General features: G+C 48.4%; 16 protein-coding genes and 1 pseudogene. 7 read left to right on the forward strand and 10 right to left on the reverse strand.

Annotated elements, in window-relative coordinates; translation table 11 throughout:
• Positions 1–444 precede the first annotated feature (444 nt).
• Positions 445–615: a hypothetical protein gene (locus ACXI0A_RS25230; RefSeq protein ID WP_182057135.1), complete on the reverse strand. Its 171-nt coding sequence runs from the start codon at positions 613–615 to the stop codon at positions 445–447.
• 199 nt (positions 616–814) lie between these two features.
• Here ACXI0A_RS25230 and ACXI0A_RS25235 point away from each other — a divergent pair, with 199 nt between their 5' ends.
• Both ACXI0A_RS25235 and ACXI0A_RS25240 read left to right on the forward strand, forming a co-directional pair.
• Positions 815–1,048, forward strand: a complete 234-nt coding sequence (locus tag ACXI0A_RS25235) for a DNA polymerase V (RefSeq protein WP_476146237.1) — start codon at positions 815–817, stop codon at positions 1,046–1,048.
• Positions 1,049–2,291: 1,243 nt separating this feature from the next.
• Positions 2,292–3,413, forward strand: a pseudogene (locus ACXI0A_RS25240) (RNA-guided endonuclease InsQ/TnpB family protein).
• Between the two features lie 58 nt (positions 3,414–3,471).
• Here ACXI0A_RS25240 and ACXI0A_RS25245 read toward each other — a convergent pair.
• A complete protein-coding gene (locus ACXI0A_RS25245) occupies positions 3,472–3,948 on the reverse strand; it encodes a DUF1348 family protein (RefSeq protein WP_476146235.1) in 477 nt (158 codons plus the stop codon).
• 360 nt (positions 3,949–4,308) lie between these two features.
• On the opposite strand from ACXI0A_RS25245, the gene ACXI0A_RS25250 reads away from it, so the two are divergent.
• Positions 4,309–4,461: a hypothetical protein gene (locus ACXI0A_RS25250; RefSeq protein WP_476146233.1), complete on the forward strand. Its 153-nt coding sequence runs from the start codon at positions 4,309–4,311 to the stop codon at positions 4,459–4,461.
• A 179-nt stretch (positions 4,462–4,640) separates the two neighbouring features.
• Here ACXI0A_RS25250 and ACXI0A_RS25255 read toward each other — a convergent pair whose 3' ends face one another.
• Positions 4,641–5,225 carry a TetR family transcriptional regulator gene (locus ACXI0A_RS25255; protein ID WP_476146231.1) on the reverse strand — a complete coding sequence of 195 codons (585 nt, stop codon included), beginning with the start codon at positions 5,223–5,225 and terminating at the stop codon, positions 4,641–4,643.
• Between the two features lie 541 nt (positions 5,226–5,766).
• Entirely contained in the window at positions 5,767–5,970 is a 204-nt protein-coding gene (locus ACXI0A_RS25260) for a con-10 family general stress protein (protein ID WP_224932919.1), read from the reverse strand.
• A gap of 452 nt (positions 5,971–6,422) precedes the next feature.
• Here ACXI0A_RS25260 and ACXI0A_RS25265 point away from each other — a divergent pair, with 452 nt between their 5' ends.
• Positions 6,423–6,929 (forward strand): YciE/YciF ferroxidase family protein, encoded by a 507-nt coding sequence (locus ACXI0A_RS25265; protein ID WP_224932920.1) that lies wholly within the window; start codon positions 6,423–6,425, stop codon positions 6,927–6,929.
• Between the two features lie 411 nt (positions 6,930–7,340).
• Positions 7,341–8,906 (forward strand): methyl-accepting chemotaxis protein, encoded by a 1,566-nt coding sequence (locus tag ACXI0A_RS25270; protein ID WP_476146228.1) that lies wholly within the window; start codon positions 7,341–7,343, stop codon positions 8,904–8,906.
• Between the two features lie 36 nt (positions 8,907–8,942).
• Here ACXI0A_RS25270 and ACXI0A_RS25275 read toward each other — a convergent pair whose 3' ends face one another.
• Positions 8,943–9,839 carry a LysR substrate-binding domain-containing protein gene (locus tag ACXI0A_RS25275; protein ID WP_476146226.1) on the reverse strand — a complete coding sequence of 299 codons (897 nt, stop codon included), beginning with the start codon at positions 9,837–9,839 and terminating at the stop codon, positions 8,943–8,945.
• Between the two features lie 114 nt (positions 9,840–9,953).
• Between ACXI0A_RS25275 and ACXI0A_RS25280 the strand changes: the two genes are divergently transcribed.
• Positions 9,954–10,571, forward strand: coding sequence for a LysE family transporter (locus ACXI0A_RS25280; RefSeq protein ID WP_476146224.1), 618 nt, complete (start codon positions 9,954–9,956; stop codon positions 10,569–10,571).
• 76 nt (positions 10,572–10,647) lie between these two features.
• Here the strand turns inward: ACXI0A_RS25280 and msrA are convergent, their stop codons facing one another.
• The 3 genes from msrA to ACXI0A_RS25295 form a co-directional block, all read right to left on the reverse strand.
• Positions 10,648–11,184 carry a peptide-methionine (S)-S-oxide reductase MsrA gene (msrA, locus tag ACXI0A_RS25285; protein WP_476147137.1) on the reverse strand — a complete coding sequence of 179 codons (537 nt, stop codon included), beginning with the start codon at positions 11,182–11,184 and terminating at the stop codon, positions 10,648–10,650.
• Positions 11,185–11,291: 107 nt separating this feature from the next.
• Positions 11,292–12,074 carry a type I methionyl aminopeptidase gene (gene map, locus ACXI0A_RS25290; RefSeq protein ID WP_476146222.1) on the reverse strand — a complete coding sequence of 261 codons (783 nt, stop codon included), beginning with the start codon at positions 12,072–12,074 and terminating at the stop codon, positions 11,292–11,294.
• Positions 12,071–12,316, reverse strand: a complete 246-nt coding sequence (locus ACXI0A_RS25295; RefSeq protein ID WP_045832646.1) for a ParD-like family protein — start codon at positions 12,314–12,316, stop codon at positions 12,071–12,073. The genes map and ACXI0A_RS25295 overlap by 4 nt, the downstream gene beginning before the upstream one ends.
• A 776-nt stretch (positions 12,317–13,092) precedes the next feature.
• Here ACXI0A_RS25295 and ACXI0A_RS25300 point away from each other — a divergent pair.
• Complete coding sequence (locus ACXI0A_RS25300; RefSeq protein ID WP_224932925.1) at positions 13,093–14,859, forward strand: sensor domain-containing phosphodiesterase; 1,767 nt, start codon at positions 13,093–13,095, stop codon at positions 14,857–14,859.
• On the opposite strand, the gene ACXI0A_RS25305 is transcribed toward ACXI0A_RS25300, so the two are convergent.
• Positions 14,851–15,639, reverse strand: coding sequence for a hypothetical protein (locus ACXI0A_RS25305; protein WP_476146219.1), 789 nt, complete (start codon positions 15,637–15,639; stop codon positions 14,851–14,853). The genes ACXI0A_RS25300 and ACXI0A_RS25305 overlap by 9 nt on opposite strands.
• Positions 15,640–15,837: a hypothetical protein gene (locus ACXI0A_RS25310; RefSeq protein ID WP_224932927.1), complete on the reverse strand. Its 198-nt coding sequence runs from the start codon at positions 15,835–15,837 to the stop codon at positions 15,640–15,642.
• Positions 15,838–16,001 lie beyond the last annotated feature (164 nt).

The raw sequence follows: 16,001 nt of genomic DNA on the forward strand, positions 1-16,001 counted from the left end.
TTCTCCTTAAAAGTGATGATTTGTCGCTTCGTTTATTAAGCATGGTTCACTATATCTTTATTTTTTGCAACTGTTCGCTTCTATATCTTATACTGCTCACGAAGCATGATAGAAATGAAAAAAGTTGCGCCCGCGCTCCATGCAAACTGATTCTAAGAACCCGGCGACTCATTCACCCTCTTTTTAACTAATATGATAAAAATTCAACCCTTGATTGAGTGACCTTTTTTATCCTGGCGTAAATTGAAGATGCGGATGCTGAGTAAAGTCTCTTTTATGAGAGACGCAGGATAAGTTAAACGAAAGGTTTTTCACTTAAATGACGTAATTCGACTTAAAGTGTGTATGGAGGAGATAATTCAGAGGGGAAAGTGGATTTCATTATTATGAACAGTTGGTAACGTTACTTAGTTGATACAGCCCGGCACACAGGCCGGACTTTTTTTAAGACTGTGGCTGACCGACGGGACCCTGACCCTGTGGACCTCCGGGTACGGATTGCTGGCTTGGTGCATGAGGTCGACCATCCGGACCTACTGCAGGGCCGGGTTCCTGACAGCCTGCCAGCGTCATCAGACTTGCAATGATAAACATCCCACCTAAAAAGCTCTTCATAGCATCCCCTCAAGAATTCAGGCAACCCAATGTTGCTTAACAAGCCTGGTCATATTTGAGGGCATATGAAAGCGAAGCCGTAAAACTAAATACGCTTTACTGCCAATGAGTTCTGATAAAACGCCCTTAACAAACTTGCTCAACCTCAGAGATTGCAATTACTGTATGTATAAACAGTTGAATTTGGGAGGGCACAGATATGCCCCGTGACTATGAAATTATGATCGCGTTCAGGCTGGCAGTAAAACGTGATTGTGCTGGCCGCTACACCGTTAGCACACTCGACTTTGTGAAAGAGCTGGATCGCCTTAACTGGGGTTATTCGTTACGTGCCGCTAACAGGTGGATCGAGATGCACACGACTACGTTCAGGGATATTTCCGTTCAGGAAGGTGAAGAGAGGGTTTTCCAGGTGTTTAATCCAAACGGATAAAACCAGAGTGACAGTAATTTCGATAAGAGATGCAGAAAAAAGCATGAACCAGCTTTGAATCCAGTTCATGCAGAGTACTGACTACTCATTTTTACTTGCCCGCCCTAATGCGTCGAGTCACCATGGCGTGGGTCCCCACTGGGTTTGAACCAGAAACACAATCACCAGGACTAACAGCGTAGTGATGGCAGGTATGATCAGGTATCGCATATTCAATCTCCTGTCTGTCCACAAGGATTTGAATTGATGAAAACCCGCCCGTATTCATCACCAACCGCACAATGGCACCGGCGGTATGCAGCAAGACACGACATCGGGCTGCTGGCCAGTTGGTCATCGCTGAAATCACTGACGCTGCCTTACTGATGATTCTCCACGGAGCACGACATTTTTTATCCAGCGTTGCAACACAGGCTTTTTGCTCATTAAGCGTAGTGCAGGTCTTCATGGACCAAAAGCGTAGCGCGGATCATGATCCAAGACGAGCTGCTTATTCAGGTTGATTCAATTGAGGATGTGAGCGTCGTAGGGCGGGAAGAGATGAAGTTAACGCTTATCTGTATTTTGAAGCCGTAATAAGCTGTAAGCATTTAGGCCTCCTGTTGAAACTTTAGCTGAGGACCTGAACTGACCCTTAGTGTTCGTCGATGCGAGAAAAATTCAAATCCGCTTTTTCGGCATAAGCCCCGAAGCTCAGAGGCAACATCACTGCAATCCAGGCAACTTTATTCATTTCATTCTCTATTGATGTGTCTTCAGGTGTAAGCCTGGCGTAGTTCCTGGAAAGCAAACGTAACGGGTGTGAAATAAATCTAAACCTAAGCGTAGCGCGTCAGGGTTTAAGAACTCTTATCTCTAGATTTCTGGTCGGGAACGTTCACAGTATCGGTTTTGTTTACGACGATTTCCCGCCAGCAAAACCGGTGATATCGGAGGAGGTGGCAGACAAGAGAGCCTTGCTGAGCCTGCCGCCGCAGATAGCAGCGCATTAATCGGGTTTACATAACAGGCCGTCCGGAAGGGCGGCCTGAATCCTTTCCGCAAAACTCCTCCAAAATCCTACCCCGAAATAATGGTTTAATTGCGGCAAACGGATTCCCCATTTTTCAAAGCAGGAGCGTTTTCTCGCAATGATTTACCCATTTGCGCGTAAAGTCTCGCCCAATCGGACGGGGATATAAGCGCGGTAACTGCGTAACATCCGTTGACCCCCTTACATAATGCGCCGTAAAATGTAAGATCTATGAAACGCGCATACAAATACAGATTCTATCCAACACCCGAACAAGCCGAATTACTGGCGAAAACGTTCGGGTGCGTGCGTTTCGTGTATAACAGCATTTTGCGCTGGCGCACTGATGCCTATTACCAACGCTAGGAAAAAATCAGCTATGCGCAAGCAGACAAGCGACTAACCGCCATCAAGAAAGACTCGGAATTAGCCTGGCTAAATGACGTTTCCGCCGTGGCGCTACAACAAGCCGTTCGCAACCAGCAAAGCGCCTTTGCAAACTTCTTTGCCGGACGCGCCAAATATCCCGTATTCCAAACCAAACGGCATAAGCAGGCAGCGACTTTCACAAATGCCGCGTTTAAATACCGTGACGGCGCGTTATTCATGGCGAAAAGCAAAACCCCGCTAGATGTGCGTTGGTCGCGCCCGCTGCCGTCTGTGCCTTCCAGCGTCACAATCAGCAAAGACGCGGCTGGGCGTTATTTCGTTTCATGCCTTTGCGATTTTGAACCCGCATCACTGCCAGTCACCGCTAAGACGGTTGGCATTGATGTTGGCTTAAAAGATTTGTTCGTCACTGACTCAGGATTCAAAACCGGCAATCCCCGCCACACCGCTAAATATGCGAAGCGACTAGCCCTGCTACAGCGCCGTTTGAGCAAAAAACAAAAAGGCTCAAAGAACCGCGCCAAAGCCCGTGCAAAAGTCGCCCGCATCCACGCGAAGATTTCCGATTGCCGTCTGGATGGGCTGCACAAGCTATCCCGCAAACTGATTAACGAAAACCAAGTTGTTTGCGTCGAATCCATGAAAGTTAAAAACATGATCCGCAACCCGTCACTATCCAAAGCAATAGCGGATGCGGGCTGGGGCGAATTTGTGCGCCAACTCCAGTACAAAAGCGAGTGGGCTGGACGATCCGTTGTAGCGATTGACCAGTTTTTCCCGTCTACGAAACGTTGTAGTGCGTGCGGCTACACACTGCCGAAACTGGCGCTTAACGTGCGGTTGTGGACGTGCCCGGGATGCGCGGCAACACATGATCGTGACGTAAACGCCGCGAAGAATATCAAAGCTGCCGGGCTGGCAGTGTTAGCCCACGGAGTGACTATAAGCCCTGCCGCCGCTTAGTGCGGAGCAGGCTAGTTACTGTGATGTGGGAATCCTCGCCCTTTAGGGCGGGGAGCAGTCAAAGCCCCAGGTCTGACAGGCCTGGATGATCGTCCGGACGACGGCCCAGCGGCCAGAAGTACTTACGCTCACTCTCTTTAATCGGCATGTCGTTGATGCAGGCGAAACGACGATCCATCAGGCCATCAGCGCCAAACTCCCAGTTTTCATTTCCATAAGAGCGGAACCAATTACCGGAGTCATCGTGCCATTCGTAAGCGTAGCGGACGGCGATGCGGTTACCGCCAAACGCCCACAGCTCTTTAATCAGACGGTACTCATGCTCTTTTTTCCATTTACGGTCGAGGAAACCCTGTGCCTCTTCGCGATTGTTGGCGAACTCTGCGCGGTTACGCCATTTGGTGTCCGGTGAGTAAGCCAGAGCCACTTTTGCAGCATCGCGGGTGTTCCAGCCGTCTTCAGCCAGACGGACTTTCTCAATGGCCGTTTCCAATGTGAAAGGAGGGAGCGGTGGACGAACTTGTGAATCAGTCATGGTAAAACTCCTGTAAATTTCGGTTTAGGCTAAAAATCGTTCTCGTCACACAGGACTCAGTGAGAGACCTGTTCCAGCAAAATTTTCGCAACTTCTCTCGCCACTTTTGAAGCCTCGACCAGAAGACTCAGATCGGTGGCATCAATGCCATTTTGATCAGTAAACCTTTCAGCAAATTCCGGGATTACCCTTCTGTACTGCTGGGCTTCTTGTCCGTGGCTTAAAGGTAGAACGATCGTTCTACTTCGTCAATCGGTTTTTCTGAGATGAATAACTTGATCAGAAAATTTTCGGTATTAATTTCCAGTATGCTATTGATTTTTATAGTGATAAATTCATTGAAATTCACCATGTTCAGGCATGAAGGTGGAAGAATTAGGACAAAAAATGTCGGTTTTAAACGAGGAATGGACGTTCACGATGAATTCAAACGCCGATAAGAAGAGTGACCGCCGAGCTGTAGGTGACCAGCAGGGAACAGATTATCCAGCTGCCGAATATCACTGTGGCTGATGATTAAGTGTACGGCGCGAAAGTGCGGGCATGCGGGGTGGTGACATCGCTGTTGAGTATGATGGTAATGGCTGCTGGCGTGCGTACACATTGGCGGCGAGCCATTTAACGGTCCCGCCTTTTTGAGGATAAATCGAACTCAAAGACTTATGTAAATCTTAGTTAGGGTGAATAAACGTTCACAGTCCCTGGGTTCCGGATGAGGCTCGTTCCAGCATGAGTTTCGCGATGTCCTGTGCGTTGTCGGCAGCACTCCCGTCACCCATCACATATGACATCGTGATAGCGCCCTCCAACAGGATCAGCAGCTGTCGAGCCAAATCGCCCGGATGCTCAACGTTTAGCTGTTCGGAAAGCTCCAGGGTGTAATCCAGCAACTTCTGCTTGTGCATCTTCGCAATCTGGCGCACAGGGTCTTCAGGATCGCCAACCTCTCCGGCCGTATTAATAAACGCGCAGCCCCGGAAGCCGTCGGACTCGAACCAGCTCTTCAGAACGGTGAACATGTTCAGAATACGTTCCTGAGGCGTCTTGCCTTTGTCAGACTCTGTTCTGAACCACTGCATCCACCGCTCGTCGCGCTCTATTAACGCGGCTGATGCCACGTCCTCTTTGTTGGCGAAATGGCGATAAATACTTTTCCTTGCGACACCTGAGGTCTTGACCAGGAGATCCATGCCCATAGCGTGGATACCGTTCTGGTAGATCAGCTGCTCGGCGGTTGTCAGGATTTTATCCCGTGTATCAGTTGTCTTCTTGTTCATGGGTTAAAAGTAGAATTATCGTTCTACCCAGTCAACGATTTTCTAAAAAGAACCTTCTGAAAAAAGCATGCAGTCCTGACACAAGCTTTGTGACCGGAGAATGATGCGAAGAATTTTACAGACACCAGGCAGGAAGAATGAGAGGGCGTAAAGGGATTGTTATCGAGCAGCCATTTCATCTCTCCACCGACAAAGTGGTGGGTTGCCTTCCACTTTTGTAATTAACTTAATCATTATCAATTTTAATTTTTCTGAAGGTGTACAACTTAAACTTACATGTACAAATATGTTGGTTAATTCGTGTTTGGCTATTTATTACAGGATCTTAATTGATCATTAAAATATATAGGAAAAATGCTGGATAAGCGAAGCGGTAAATGACGCACGATTGATCAAGAAATGATCGATTTTTGGTAGTTAGCGATGGGAATAACCCTCCTGACGTCGCTAATTTTGCATTTAAGCGAAGCGCTAATACTCGTCAGGAGAGTGTTGTGATGAGGGTTAGCTTAGGTAACCCTGGATTGAATTAATGATGTAGTTATTTCCGGCGGCTAATCTTTCCTCCCTTGCGGCCAGCTTCAACGGCCCGGTTTGGATCGTTTTTAAAATTGCCGCCACTTGCTTGACCACCTTTGCGGCCTGCTTCGGCGGCGCGCTCTTTATCCTCGGCGAAGTTCCCTGTGCCCCCACGACGTTGCGTCTTTTTCTCTTCCTCTTCAGGATGCTTGTTAGGGTCCGTCATGCGTTCTCCTCATTATATTTGTACCAACATAAAGCAAAAATAAATGTAGCGTTGTTTTTACCATAATCAAGTCAGGATTAATCTTAAGTTTTAATATTTTGCGGACTGTTTGTTTAAGTATAAGTCGATTTTTGTTTATAAGCGGATGAAACTCGCATCAAAGATGATTGTTAGCGCATTTCAGATGTTGAGTAAAGTGTGTTGCACGGGGAAATATAAGCGAAGCGGTAAGGTTGTGATATTAACCTTGCTCTCAGTTTCGAGCCGACTGGCTTGCGCAGAGGGGCTTACTTGCTACGTTTAATTAAGATGATTGCTCAGCTGTTAATTAACGCTTCGCTTATTTCCAGATAATTCCATGAGCGGCAGTGTTGAAGTGGTTAGCTCGCTAAGCATCTGCATACCATCCACAAAGGTAGTTCACTAAGAGCATATCAACCAGGAGCGAATGAATGACGAGGGAATCTGTTTATCTGGATTGGCTACGTGATGCACACGCGATGGAGAAGCACGGTGAAACGTTATTGAAAGTGGCAATGGATCGTCTCGACAGTGGTTCCTCGATTGGGAGGCATATCGCGCATTACCTGGATCAGGGGCGCGAACAGCAGTTGCAGGTCAAAGAGGTTTTGAAATGTAAGGACAATAGTTGGTCGGCCCTAAAAGAGTCTCTAGGTCGCATGTCTGTGGTGGGGCAAGCCGCAAGCGATATGCTGCGTGATGAGCAGGGCGCGCGTATGGCAGTCGGAGTATATGTCTTTTGCAGTTACAAAATTGCCACTTACACCACGTTAATTGCAGCCGCCGGGCAGGCTGATGACAGTGAAGGCGTAGATATTTTTCAGCGGATCTTGCAACAGGAAGCGCATATGGCGACCAGATTGCTTGCGGACTTGCCTGAAGCAGCCAATGAATCGATAGACTTGCTCACGGATAGTGAAGCGTCAAGCGCGGTGTAGTGTTCTCTCTGGGTGGCCAGTTGGCCGCCCAGAGAGTAAACAGCCTGCATAATTGATGATTTCACGTTAACAGCAATTGCATAAGCTGCAGTAAAAACCCGTTACGCTTATTCAAACGTAAGTTCAATGACCCCAATTTCAGTTTAATAAGTAAAGCACACTGATCACCCATGTGACTATTATTACCAACAATTTAATATAACTGATCAAATTCAATATTTAAGCTATTCCGTACAAAGTGAACTGTCTTTTATGAGTAAGTTATATTTAAGTAAAAGCATTAAGGTTAATGACCGTGCTGACGATAACAGCAGGGATGCTGCCGATAAGAACGTGGAGCATCTCCATTTCTTTGTTTTCAATAACACCTGGATTTCATGACTCATTAATAAAAATCATTGAGGTTTCTAAATGGACATAGTTCAAGGATTTTCACGCAATATTAAATTGCGCAGCAAACTCATTATTTCTTCACTCCTCAACATCGGCATGCTGCTCTTGGTCGCCGTCCTGGGTTTAAATTCGCTGTTTATGGCGCAAACCGGCGTCAACGGCATGATGAAAGATGATTACCCCACCATAGCGTTGGGCAATCAGTTGATCGATGAGATTAACACCACCATTCAGCGACAGGCTTTGCTGCTCAGCCCAATCAACACGGAGCGCCGCGATACCATCATGAATGAGCTTCAAGGCGCTACCGGGCAAATTACGGAGATTTACCGTCAGCTCAATGCACTGGCGACTGATAATGATTCTCTTGCCTATCTCAAAAGTCTGGATGATAAACGTAAAGCTTATTTAGAGGGACGTAATGAATTTTTGCAACTTGCTAACCAGGATTCCAGCAAAGCGCTGGATTATTATCTGACGACACTGGCGAATAAACAAAAGGACTACACGGGTGAAGTGAAGCGTTTTATCGCATTGCAAGAGCAGCAGATGAACGGTTCCTATACACATTTTATGGATTCCTATCACACCACTAAAATTTCAATGGTGGTCATCTTTATTGCGGCGGTCATTCTCTCTGCACTGATCGGCTGGATTATTATTCGGTCGATTACTGTGCCATTAAAAAATGTGATTGCATTCTTAGGACGTGTCGCCGATGGCGATCTCAGTACGAGTTTTTATGAAAAACGTAAAGATGAGATGGGGCAATTAATAAACGCGATTCAGCAGATGCAGGAAAAGATGTCGACGATTGTCAGTCATATTCGTATTAGTGCTGAACAAATATCCGGCGGTGCCAGCGAAATTATGTCGGGTACCCACGATTTAGCCGCGCGCACTGAAGAACAGGCCAGTTCCGTCGAGCAAACGGCTGCATCAGTTGAGGAATTCACCGCCACGATAAGCAACACGCGCAATAACACGCACTTTGCTGCCGATCTGTCTGAAAAGGCGGAAAGCGCGGTAGGTCAAAACGCCACAATGATGAACAATGTGTCGACCAAAATGGCTGAGATCCATGATTCAGCAGGTCGCATGGCCGACATCATTAACCTGATTGACTCGATTGCCTTCCAGACCAACATCCTGGCGTTGAATGCTGCCGTTGAAGCAGCACGAGCAGGAGAGCACGGTCGCGGTTTTGCCGTGGTGGCGCAAGAAGTGCGTGCGCTGGCACAGAAGACGGCAACCTCATCCCATGAGATTCGCCATTTAATTGAGGAGTCTTCCACGCGCATTATGGATGGACGTGACATGGTTGCGGACGCCAACAAACTGATGACGGAGATGATGACGAACGTCGTTAACATGAAGGATGTGCTGTCGCAGATTAATCAGGCCAGCACCGAGCAGGCGGATGGCATCAGTCAAATCAATATTGCGATCAGTCAAATCGATATCACCACCCAGCAAAATGCCTCGCTGGTGGAGCAATCTTTAGCCGCCTCAGCCATGCTGAGCGAGCAAGCGGCGAACATGGTTAGCAGTGTCAGCGTGTTTACGCTGCAAAAAACAGCGTAAATAATAAAGAGTGGCGGCCAACAAGCCGCCCTCTGACTAATAGAGATCCGCCTGGTTGTATTGAGGGATCTGTGTAACCAACCAGTCAGCAAACAAGTCGATATTTTTCATACTGCTCACCGATTTCGGCCACACCAGATAATAGCCCTCACCGGTTGCCACGGGTTGTGGATAGGGTAACGTCAGCAGTCCGCTTTGGATGGCTTCAATACTCAGCAGCAAGTCCCCGATAGAGATCCCATGGCCACTGATCGCGGCCATATTGCCTTGCTCTAAGGTATCGAATAGCTTTCCCTGCCACAGATTGATTTGCGGAGCATCGGCCACGCCTGCTAACCAGCGACGCCAGTCGCGGCGATCGTGCGTAGGATGAATCAATTCGCAGGATGCCAGATTCGTTTGTGCTTGCTGCTTCAGCGCAGGTGCACAAATTGGAATCAACCACTCCTGAAAAAGCAGGCGGCTCTCTGTATCGGCACCGAACTCGCCGCTTCCCAATAAGATCGCGCAGTCATAAGGCTCGCGCGCAAAATCCACGCTGTCGGTGTCCATCCATACGCTGGTGATCTGTACGTCTGGCGTTGAGTATTGCTCACGATACTTTTGCAATACATCTAACAGCCATCGCATGGTGAGCGTCGAAGGCGCTTTCAGACGCAGTTGGTGGTTATGTTGGGTGAAAGCGGCACAGGCACTCTCCAGTTGTTCAAAGCCTTCTTCAAGCTGCGCGGCTAACACGCTTCCGGCTGCAGTAATGGCAACCTTAGGCCCTTTACGAACAAATAATTCACAATCGAACCAGGCTTCCAGCGTACGAATATGACGACTGATGGCACCGGGCGTGACGTTAAGCACGGCGGCAGCCTGACTAAAAGACTCAAGACGTGCTGCTGTGGCAAAGGCGCGCAGGGCATAAAGTGGTGGAAGCGTCATAGTGTGCTTTCAATGTTGAGTAAAACTCACATTGAACGGTATTTTAATCCATTTTTCAACGCGCGGTTTACCCGTAATACTGGCGAACCTTTAAAACGTGTCCGGGTCGTCTTCATGAATATCTCGCTACTGCTGACGTATATGTTGGCCATTCTGCTGTTAATACTGACGCCGGGCCCCGTGGTGGCGCTGGTATTGGGCACTGCTGCGCGCCAGGGATATCGTCGCGCCTTTGCCACCTTGATTGGCACCAACAGTGCTTCGCTGGTGTTGATGGCGCTGGCCGCTTTAGCGCTGACGGGACTGGTGTCACTTAATCCACTTAATTTGCAGATTATCGGTCTGGTAGGATCGTTGTTTATCGGCTTGATAGCGTGGCGGGGCTTGCGGTCATCCGGGATATCTTCGCTGGACAACGCAGGCACGCAAGGCGGGTTGCTGCAAGGCTTTATGATTGGGGTATCAAATCCTAAAGATATTCTGTTTTTTGCTGCACTGTTTCCCCAATTTATCGCGGTGACGCCGCATCTCAGCAGCAGTCTGGTCACCCTGGCGTTGGTGTGGGTGATCTTCGATTTCGCTGTGCTGACTTTCTACATCATTTCGGTTAAACGCTGGATGCCGCGATCGTTGCAGCAGAGACTGGAGCGACTATCTATGATGATGTTGTTAGCGATCGCAGTTACCGGGACGGCTTATAACTTGTACCAGCTCGTTGCTTTAATGGCTTAAAGAAACAATCAGTCCCGCCCAGCGCGGGACTGAGGGTGATCCAACGAATCACTCAGATTATTGAATAGATGCCAGGTTAGCTATCAGACGCCTGCTCAGGGAATTTATTACGCAATTTCTTTAATTTTGCCGGGATGTTCATCATGCAGAAGGCATTTTTCTGACCTTCTTTTTCCCAGAAGTTTTGGTGATAGTCCTCTGCAGCGTACCACTCGGCTAAAGGTTCCAGCTTTGTCACCAGCGGTTTGCCGAGTTCGGCAGCGGCAAGTGCGATTCCTTGTTCAGCGGCAATACGTTGTGCATCGCTGGTCGGAAACAGTGCGGAGCGATAGCGTGATCGCACTATGCCTTCTTTACTATTTTCCTGCGTGGCATCGTGCGTAGCGAAGTGGATGTCGAGTAAATCGTCGTAACTGACCAGAGCGGGATCAAACTCGATTTTCACCGCCTCGGCGTGACCCGTGGTGTCACTATAAACTTGATCGTAAGTGGGTGACGCAACATGGCCACCGATGTAACCACTTTCGACGCTCAATACGCCATGAATGGATTGGAAAATCGCTTCAGTACACCAAAAGCAGCCGCCGGCAAAAATGGCTTGTTCACGCATCAGTCTGAGTTCCGGATCAAAAAGTGACGTTACCTTACACGGCGGTGAAAAGTAACGCCACTGCATTGGCGCATCCTGAGTAGGCGAGAATACGTTACTCTTCCGCTGGCTTAAATTGCTGCGTAATCGCCCGTGCCTTCCGGCCATGGGGTGAGCAAATCGAATCCGGTTTCGGTCACGGCAATGGTGTGTTCCCACTGTGCCGACAACGAGCGATCTTTTGTCACTACCGTCCAACCATCAGACAGCACACTGGTGCCTGCTTTACCGGCATTGATCATCGGCTCGATGGTGAAGATCATGCCTGCCTGCAGCTCAATACCCGTACCCGGCGTGCCGTAGTGCAGGATCTGTGGGTCGCCATGATAAATTTCACCGACTCCGTGACCGCAATATTCACGCACCACGGAAAAACCGGCTTTCTCAGCAACCTGCTGAATCGCTGCGCCGATATCGCCTAGCGTCGCGCCGGGTTTAACCACCTTGATTCCCGCCACCATTGATTCATAAGTTACATCGACCAAACGTTTAGCGCGAACTGAAGGCTCGCCGACGTAATACATACGGCTGGTATCGCCGTACCAACCATCTTTGATGATAGCGACATCGATGTTGACGATGTCGCCATTCTTGAGCTTTTTCTCGCCCGGAATGCCATGGCACACCACATGGTTTATCGACGTACAGGTGGTGCGCGTGTAGCCGTGATAACCGATATTCGCGGGCACCACTTTCAGTTCGTTGACAATGTAGTCATGGCAAATGGCGTCTAATTCATCTGTGGTTACGCCGGGTTTGACGTAAGGGGTGATGATTTCCAGCACTTTAGCCGCAGCGTGTCCGGCAGCGCGTGCCAGTTCGATTTCTTCAGCGGTGTGTATTTTTATGGTCATTGCGCGATTCCCTGCGTGGTTAAAGTTGGCTGGTCAAGCAGCTGCGCTAAATCCGCGCCGCCGTCACGTTCGACGCGCATTAACAGGCGCGTCAGTTCCTGAAGGTTGAGGTCAGGATAAAGCTCAGCCAGCATGCCAATCTTCATCCAGTGTTCTGCCTGCGCGTTGATGGAACGGCTTAATGCCGTGCTGGCGATACGCAGATTCTCATGCATCAGGTCAGAAATTTTTACGATACCCATTATGCGATCCGTATATGAAACATAGTCGTTTTGCATATAGGTTACGCCGGGTAACGTGAAGATGGAAGGGGAAATGTTGAGTTGTTTATCGTGACTTTGCAGGCCCACTTTGACTCTCTGTCCATTAAGCCTGATGCGACTGCAGAACGGATACGTTGAAAGTAGGGAGAAGAAGGCACAGGTATGGAAGTAAAGGAGGTAAAAAAAATACCCGCGCAAGGCGGGTCAACATTCGTTACAGAGAAATATCTCACCACTCGGACACAATGGTTTGATGAAAGTTCGTCACTTTAATCCCTGAGTTAAAATAAATTATGCCCAGGATAAATCGGTTGTCTAATAAGCGAGGCGTATTATTGAGGAAAAGTCAGGGGGAAGTGAGTGGTAAGTTAAGAATAGCCAAACCGGTCTGAATCGATTATTAGAATAATTTTTGGACTTATACTCACCCAGGCAACAAGCTGAATTTAATATCATTATTCGAAAATCTTATTAATTAGTGTGCTATTGATAAAATCTTATGCAGGCCATGATAATCGACTTAAATAACGCTTCGCTTGATGAGGGTGATTGATACCTCCGCACGTTTTTCATGTAAGCTTTTTGTAAGGATAATTAAGCATGACAAACTGTGATAACGGGCTTAGTATGGGGTAATTCACCGGTTAATAATGAGCAAAATAGACGCAAAATGGCGGATATTCTCCTTAATGATAATGAAGTTATTCTGTTAAGTTCTGAATTGCTTTCAGTACCAATGGATTGGGCGAGTGCAAATGAGCGGAACTAACGAATTTAAACCCGGCTGCATAACGCTGCAGGCACTTCGAAATCCAGATATCTGCCGTGATGATGTCCTGAGCAAATTCACTGATTTAGTCAGTAAAACCCTGGGGGTTCCCAGTAGTTTCATCTCCGTCCTTGACGATGATTTCCAATACATCAAAGCCGCTCACAACTTTAATGTTGGCGAAACCCTGCGCGCCGATTCGTTATGCCAGTACGTTGTAGAAGGAGATCAACCACTGGTGGTGCCCGACACCCAACTGGACGCCTGTTTTGCCGTCAATCCTTTTGTTATCGGCGAACCTTTTGTTCGCTTTTATGCCGGCGTGCCACTGAAGAGTCGGGAAGGGCTGGTATTAGGCACGCTGTGCGTGGTGGATGGTAAACCGCAGGCCTTTAGCGCTGAAAAACTGGCGACGATGACGCTGTTATCACAACTGGTGATCTCTTTCCTTGAGGCATGGCACTCAGTGGGATTCACCGACTCAGTGACGGGATTGCCCAACCGCCAGCAACTGATTAGAGACCTGCAATCCTTGCGTAATGCGGGTGATACCACTCGGCATCGGCTGGTGTTGATCGACTGCATCGATATGCCGCGTGCGTATGAACTGGCGCGTTCATTGGGTATGGCGCCGGTTGAAGGGCTGCTCAAAGATATGGCCACGTTACTGCCGCTACGTCTTCGTCCCGGCAAAAACGAACTGCTCTATACCGTGGCGACTGGACGGTTTGCACTTTTAACCCAACAAGACAGCCCGTTAAGCGCCGAGTGGGTGGCGCAACGCATGGAGGGAGTGCGCGCCGAGATTGGCGAGGGATTATCGGTGGATTTGGCCACGCATACCGGTGAAACCCTGTTTTCAGCGGCAGAAATCTCCGCACAGGAAGCGCTAAGGCGCGCCGTCAGCGCTCTGCATGAAGCCATTTGCCGTGGAATTCCCTGCATGAGCTTCAGTGAAAAAAACGATGAGCGCCGTACGGACGATTTTACCCTCGTCAACGATTTGGCCACTGCCGTTCGGCACAATCACGGCTTATATCTGGTGTTCCAGCCGAAAATCTGTCTAAGCAGCGGGTTGCCCATTGGGCTTGAAGCGCTGATCCGATGGCGCCACCCGACCCGAGGTGAACTCTCTCCCGCGGTATTCATCCCTCTTGCTGAGCAAACCACGCTGTTGCAAGAGATCACCGAATGGGTCATTGATAAAACCATTGAGCGTTTGAAACGGCTCAATGGGCAAGGTATCCAGTTGCCTGTCACGGTAAACGTCAGCGTACGCGACTTTAGCCAGGAAAATTTTGCCGACAGGCTGGAGAATAAGATGAACAAGGCACGCTTACCGACTAATCTTCTCGGCATTGAGTGTCTGGAAACCGAGCGCATCATCGAAAGCACGGCGGCCATTAATGGTCTGGAAATGCTAAAACTGCGCGGTTTTGGCATTGCGCTGGACGATTTTGGCACCGGTTATAGCAATATCAGTTACCTGCGAAAAATGCCTCTGGATGTGGTTAAACTCGACCGTTCGATTGTTGGCGGACTTGCCACAGATACCGCGTCACGCATCATCACCCGCAGTATTATCGCCATGCTTAAAGAACTGGATTACGTGGTTTTAGCCGAAGGCGTGGAAAATATTGAGACGCTCGAAGCGTTAAAAGAATTCGGTTGCGATCAGGCACAGGGGTTCTTTCATTCCCGCCCATTGCCTGAAGGCGAACTGGATAAGTGGCTAAGATGGAAATTAGGCTGATGCCTCGGGTCTGATATCACTGTCATCTGTTTCACCCATCGCCAGGGCGCTGGCGCTGGCGGGGTCAAACAGTGACAGACTTTCAATTTGATCCACCATGATCACCTTACGAAATTCCAAAGCCGTTTTGGGTTTAGACATAAAATCGATGTTGTGTTCGTGATACCAGCGACTGTAATTATGTTCAACCGCGAGATTTAACGTGCGGGCATCGCGATAACCACTCAGCATCGGTATCAGTACGATGTTGGCGGTGCTGACATGCTCAAAGGTCGCTGCGTGGATCATGCCGATATAAATGCGGCGGGATTTCAGCGTTACCCAGGCCAACTCACCTTCTTCCATACACTGCAGTAGCATCTGTTCGATACCATTTGAACGAGATAATTGCTGATAGAGGTCCCGACGGCTGCTGGCGGTGAGACGCGCACTGCCTGCCCAGTTTGAACGATAAACACAAAACAGCACGGCAAAGGCGAGCATAATCACCACCGGTGCCTGAATACCCAGGAAGCTCCAGGTCATAAAATCTACATGCCAGCGGGCATGCACCAGACTGCTGAGTGCAAAAGTATTATTGAGTGCAGAAGCGGCGAGTAATATTAGCCAGACGATCCCGGTAGCAAGCACGCCCTGCAAGACAAAAATACAGCCATAAAGTGCAATTAAAAAATAAACATCCCAGCCAAAGGACCGTTTTATTTTTAAGCGACTCGACATGTCGCGACTAGTATACCAATAGCCACAGACCATCAGCACCATAAATATTGCCGTTCCCATTTAAATATCCTTTAATGTTTTGACGTGATGGGAGAAATCGCGCTGTACTTTTGGACTTAAAGGATTAACCGAAGCGTTACCATCTTCATCAATAATGATTCTGTCACCCTCCTGAATAGAATCCTTCATATCTTCCTGACTCATGACTTGTAGCAACGATTCAGGGCTGCTGAAGAGGGAGGTGACAAAACTAAACATGTTAATTTCCATTTTTCCGGGGTGCCAAGAGTATGGCACAAAGCCAGTGGTTGATCAGGCTTACCCCCCTCCCCAAAGGGGATGTTGAGTACTTTACAGATTAATCCGGTTATAAAAATAATTAAGCGAGCCGTTAATGGAGATGAAATATTATTATCTGATGT

The sequence above is a fragment of the Pantoea sp. C1E2 genome (assembly GCF_056491465.1).

What these genes read in the sequence shown, in the direction of transcription:
- ACXI0A_RS25230 (WP_182057135.1), bottom strand. Translation starts at nt 615, where the DNA reads ATGAAGAGCTTTTTAGGTGGGATGTTTATCATTGCAAGTCTGATGACG.
- ACXI0A_RS25235 (WP_476146237.1), top strand. Translation starts at nt 815, where the DNA reads ATGCCCCGTGACTATGAAATTATGATCGCGTTCAGGCTGGCAGTAAAA.
- ACXI0A_RS25245 (WP_476146235.1), bottom strand. Translation starts at nt 3,948, where the DNA reads ATGACTGATTCACAAGTTCGTCCACCGCTCCCTCCTTTCACATTGGAA.
- ACXI0A_RS25250 (WP_476146233.1), top strand. Translation starts at nt 4,309, where the DNA reads ATGAAGGTGGAAGAATTAGGACAAAAAATGTCGGTTTTAAACGAGGAA.
- ACXI0A_RS25255 (WP_476146231.1), bottom strand. Translation starts at nt 5,225, where the DNA reads ATGAACAAGAAGACAACTGATACACGGGATAAAATCCTGACAACCGCC.
- ACXI0A_RS25260 (WP_224932919.1), bottom strand. Translation starts at nt 5,970, where the DNA reads ATGACGGACCCTAACAAGCATCCTGAAGAGGAAGAGAAAAAGACGCAA.
- ACXI0A_RS25265 (WP_224932920.1), top strand. Translation starts at nt 6,423, where the DNA reads ATGACGAGGGAATCTGTTTATCTGGATTGGCTACGTGATGCACACGCG.
- ACXI0A_RS25270 (WP_476146228.1), top strand. Translation starts at nt 7,341, where the DNA reads ATGGACATAGTTCAAGGATTTTCACGCAATATTAAATTGCGCAGCAAA.
- ACXI0A_RS25275 (WP_476146226.1), bottom strand. Translation starts at nt 9,839, where the DNA reads ATGACGCTTCCACCACTTTATGCCCTGCGCGCCTTTGCCACAGCAGCA.
- ACXI0A_RS25280 (WP_476146224.1), top strand. Translation starts at nt 9,954, where the DNA reads ATGAATATCTCGCTACTGCTGACGTATATGTTGGCCATTCTGCTGTTA.
- map (WP_476146222.1), bottom strand. Translation starts at nt 12,074, where the DNA reads ATGACCATAAAAATACACACCGCTGAAGAAATCGAACTGGCACGCGCT.
- ACXI0A_RS25295 (WP_045832646.1), bottom strand. Translation starts at nt 12,316, where the DNA reads ATGGGTATCGTAAAAATTTCTGACCTGATGCATGAGAATCTGCGTATC.
- ACXI0A_RS25300 (WP_224932925.1), top strand. Translation starts at nt 13,093, where the DNA reads ATGAGCGGAACTAACGAATTTAAACCCGGCTGCATAACGCTGCAGGCA.
- ACXI0A_RS25305 (WP_476146219.1), bottom strand. Translation starts at nt 15,639, where the DNA reads ATGGGAACGGCAATATTTATGGTGCTGATGGTCTGTGGCTATTGGTAT.
- ACXI0A_RS25310 (WP_224932927.1), bottom strand. Translation starts at nt 15,837, where the DNA reads ATGTTTAGTTTTGTCACCTCCCTCTTCAGCAGCCCTGAATCGTTGCTA.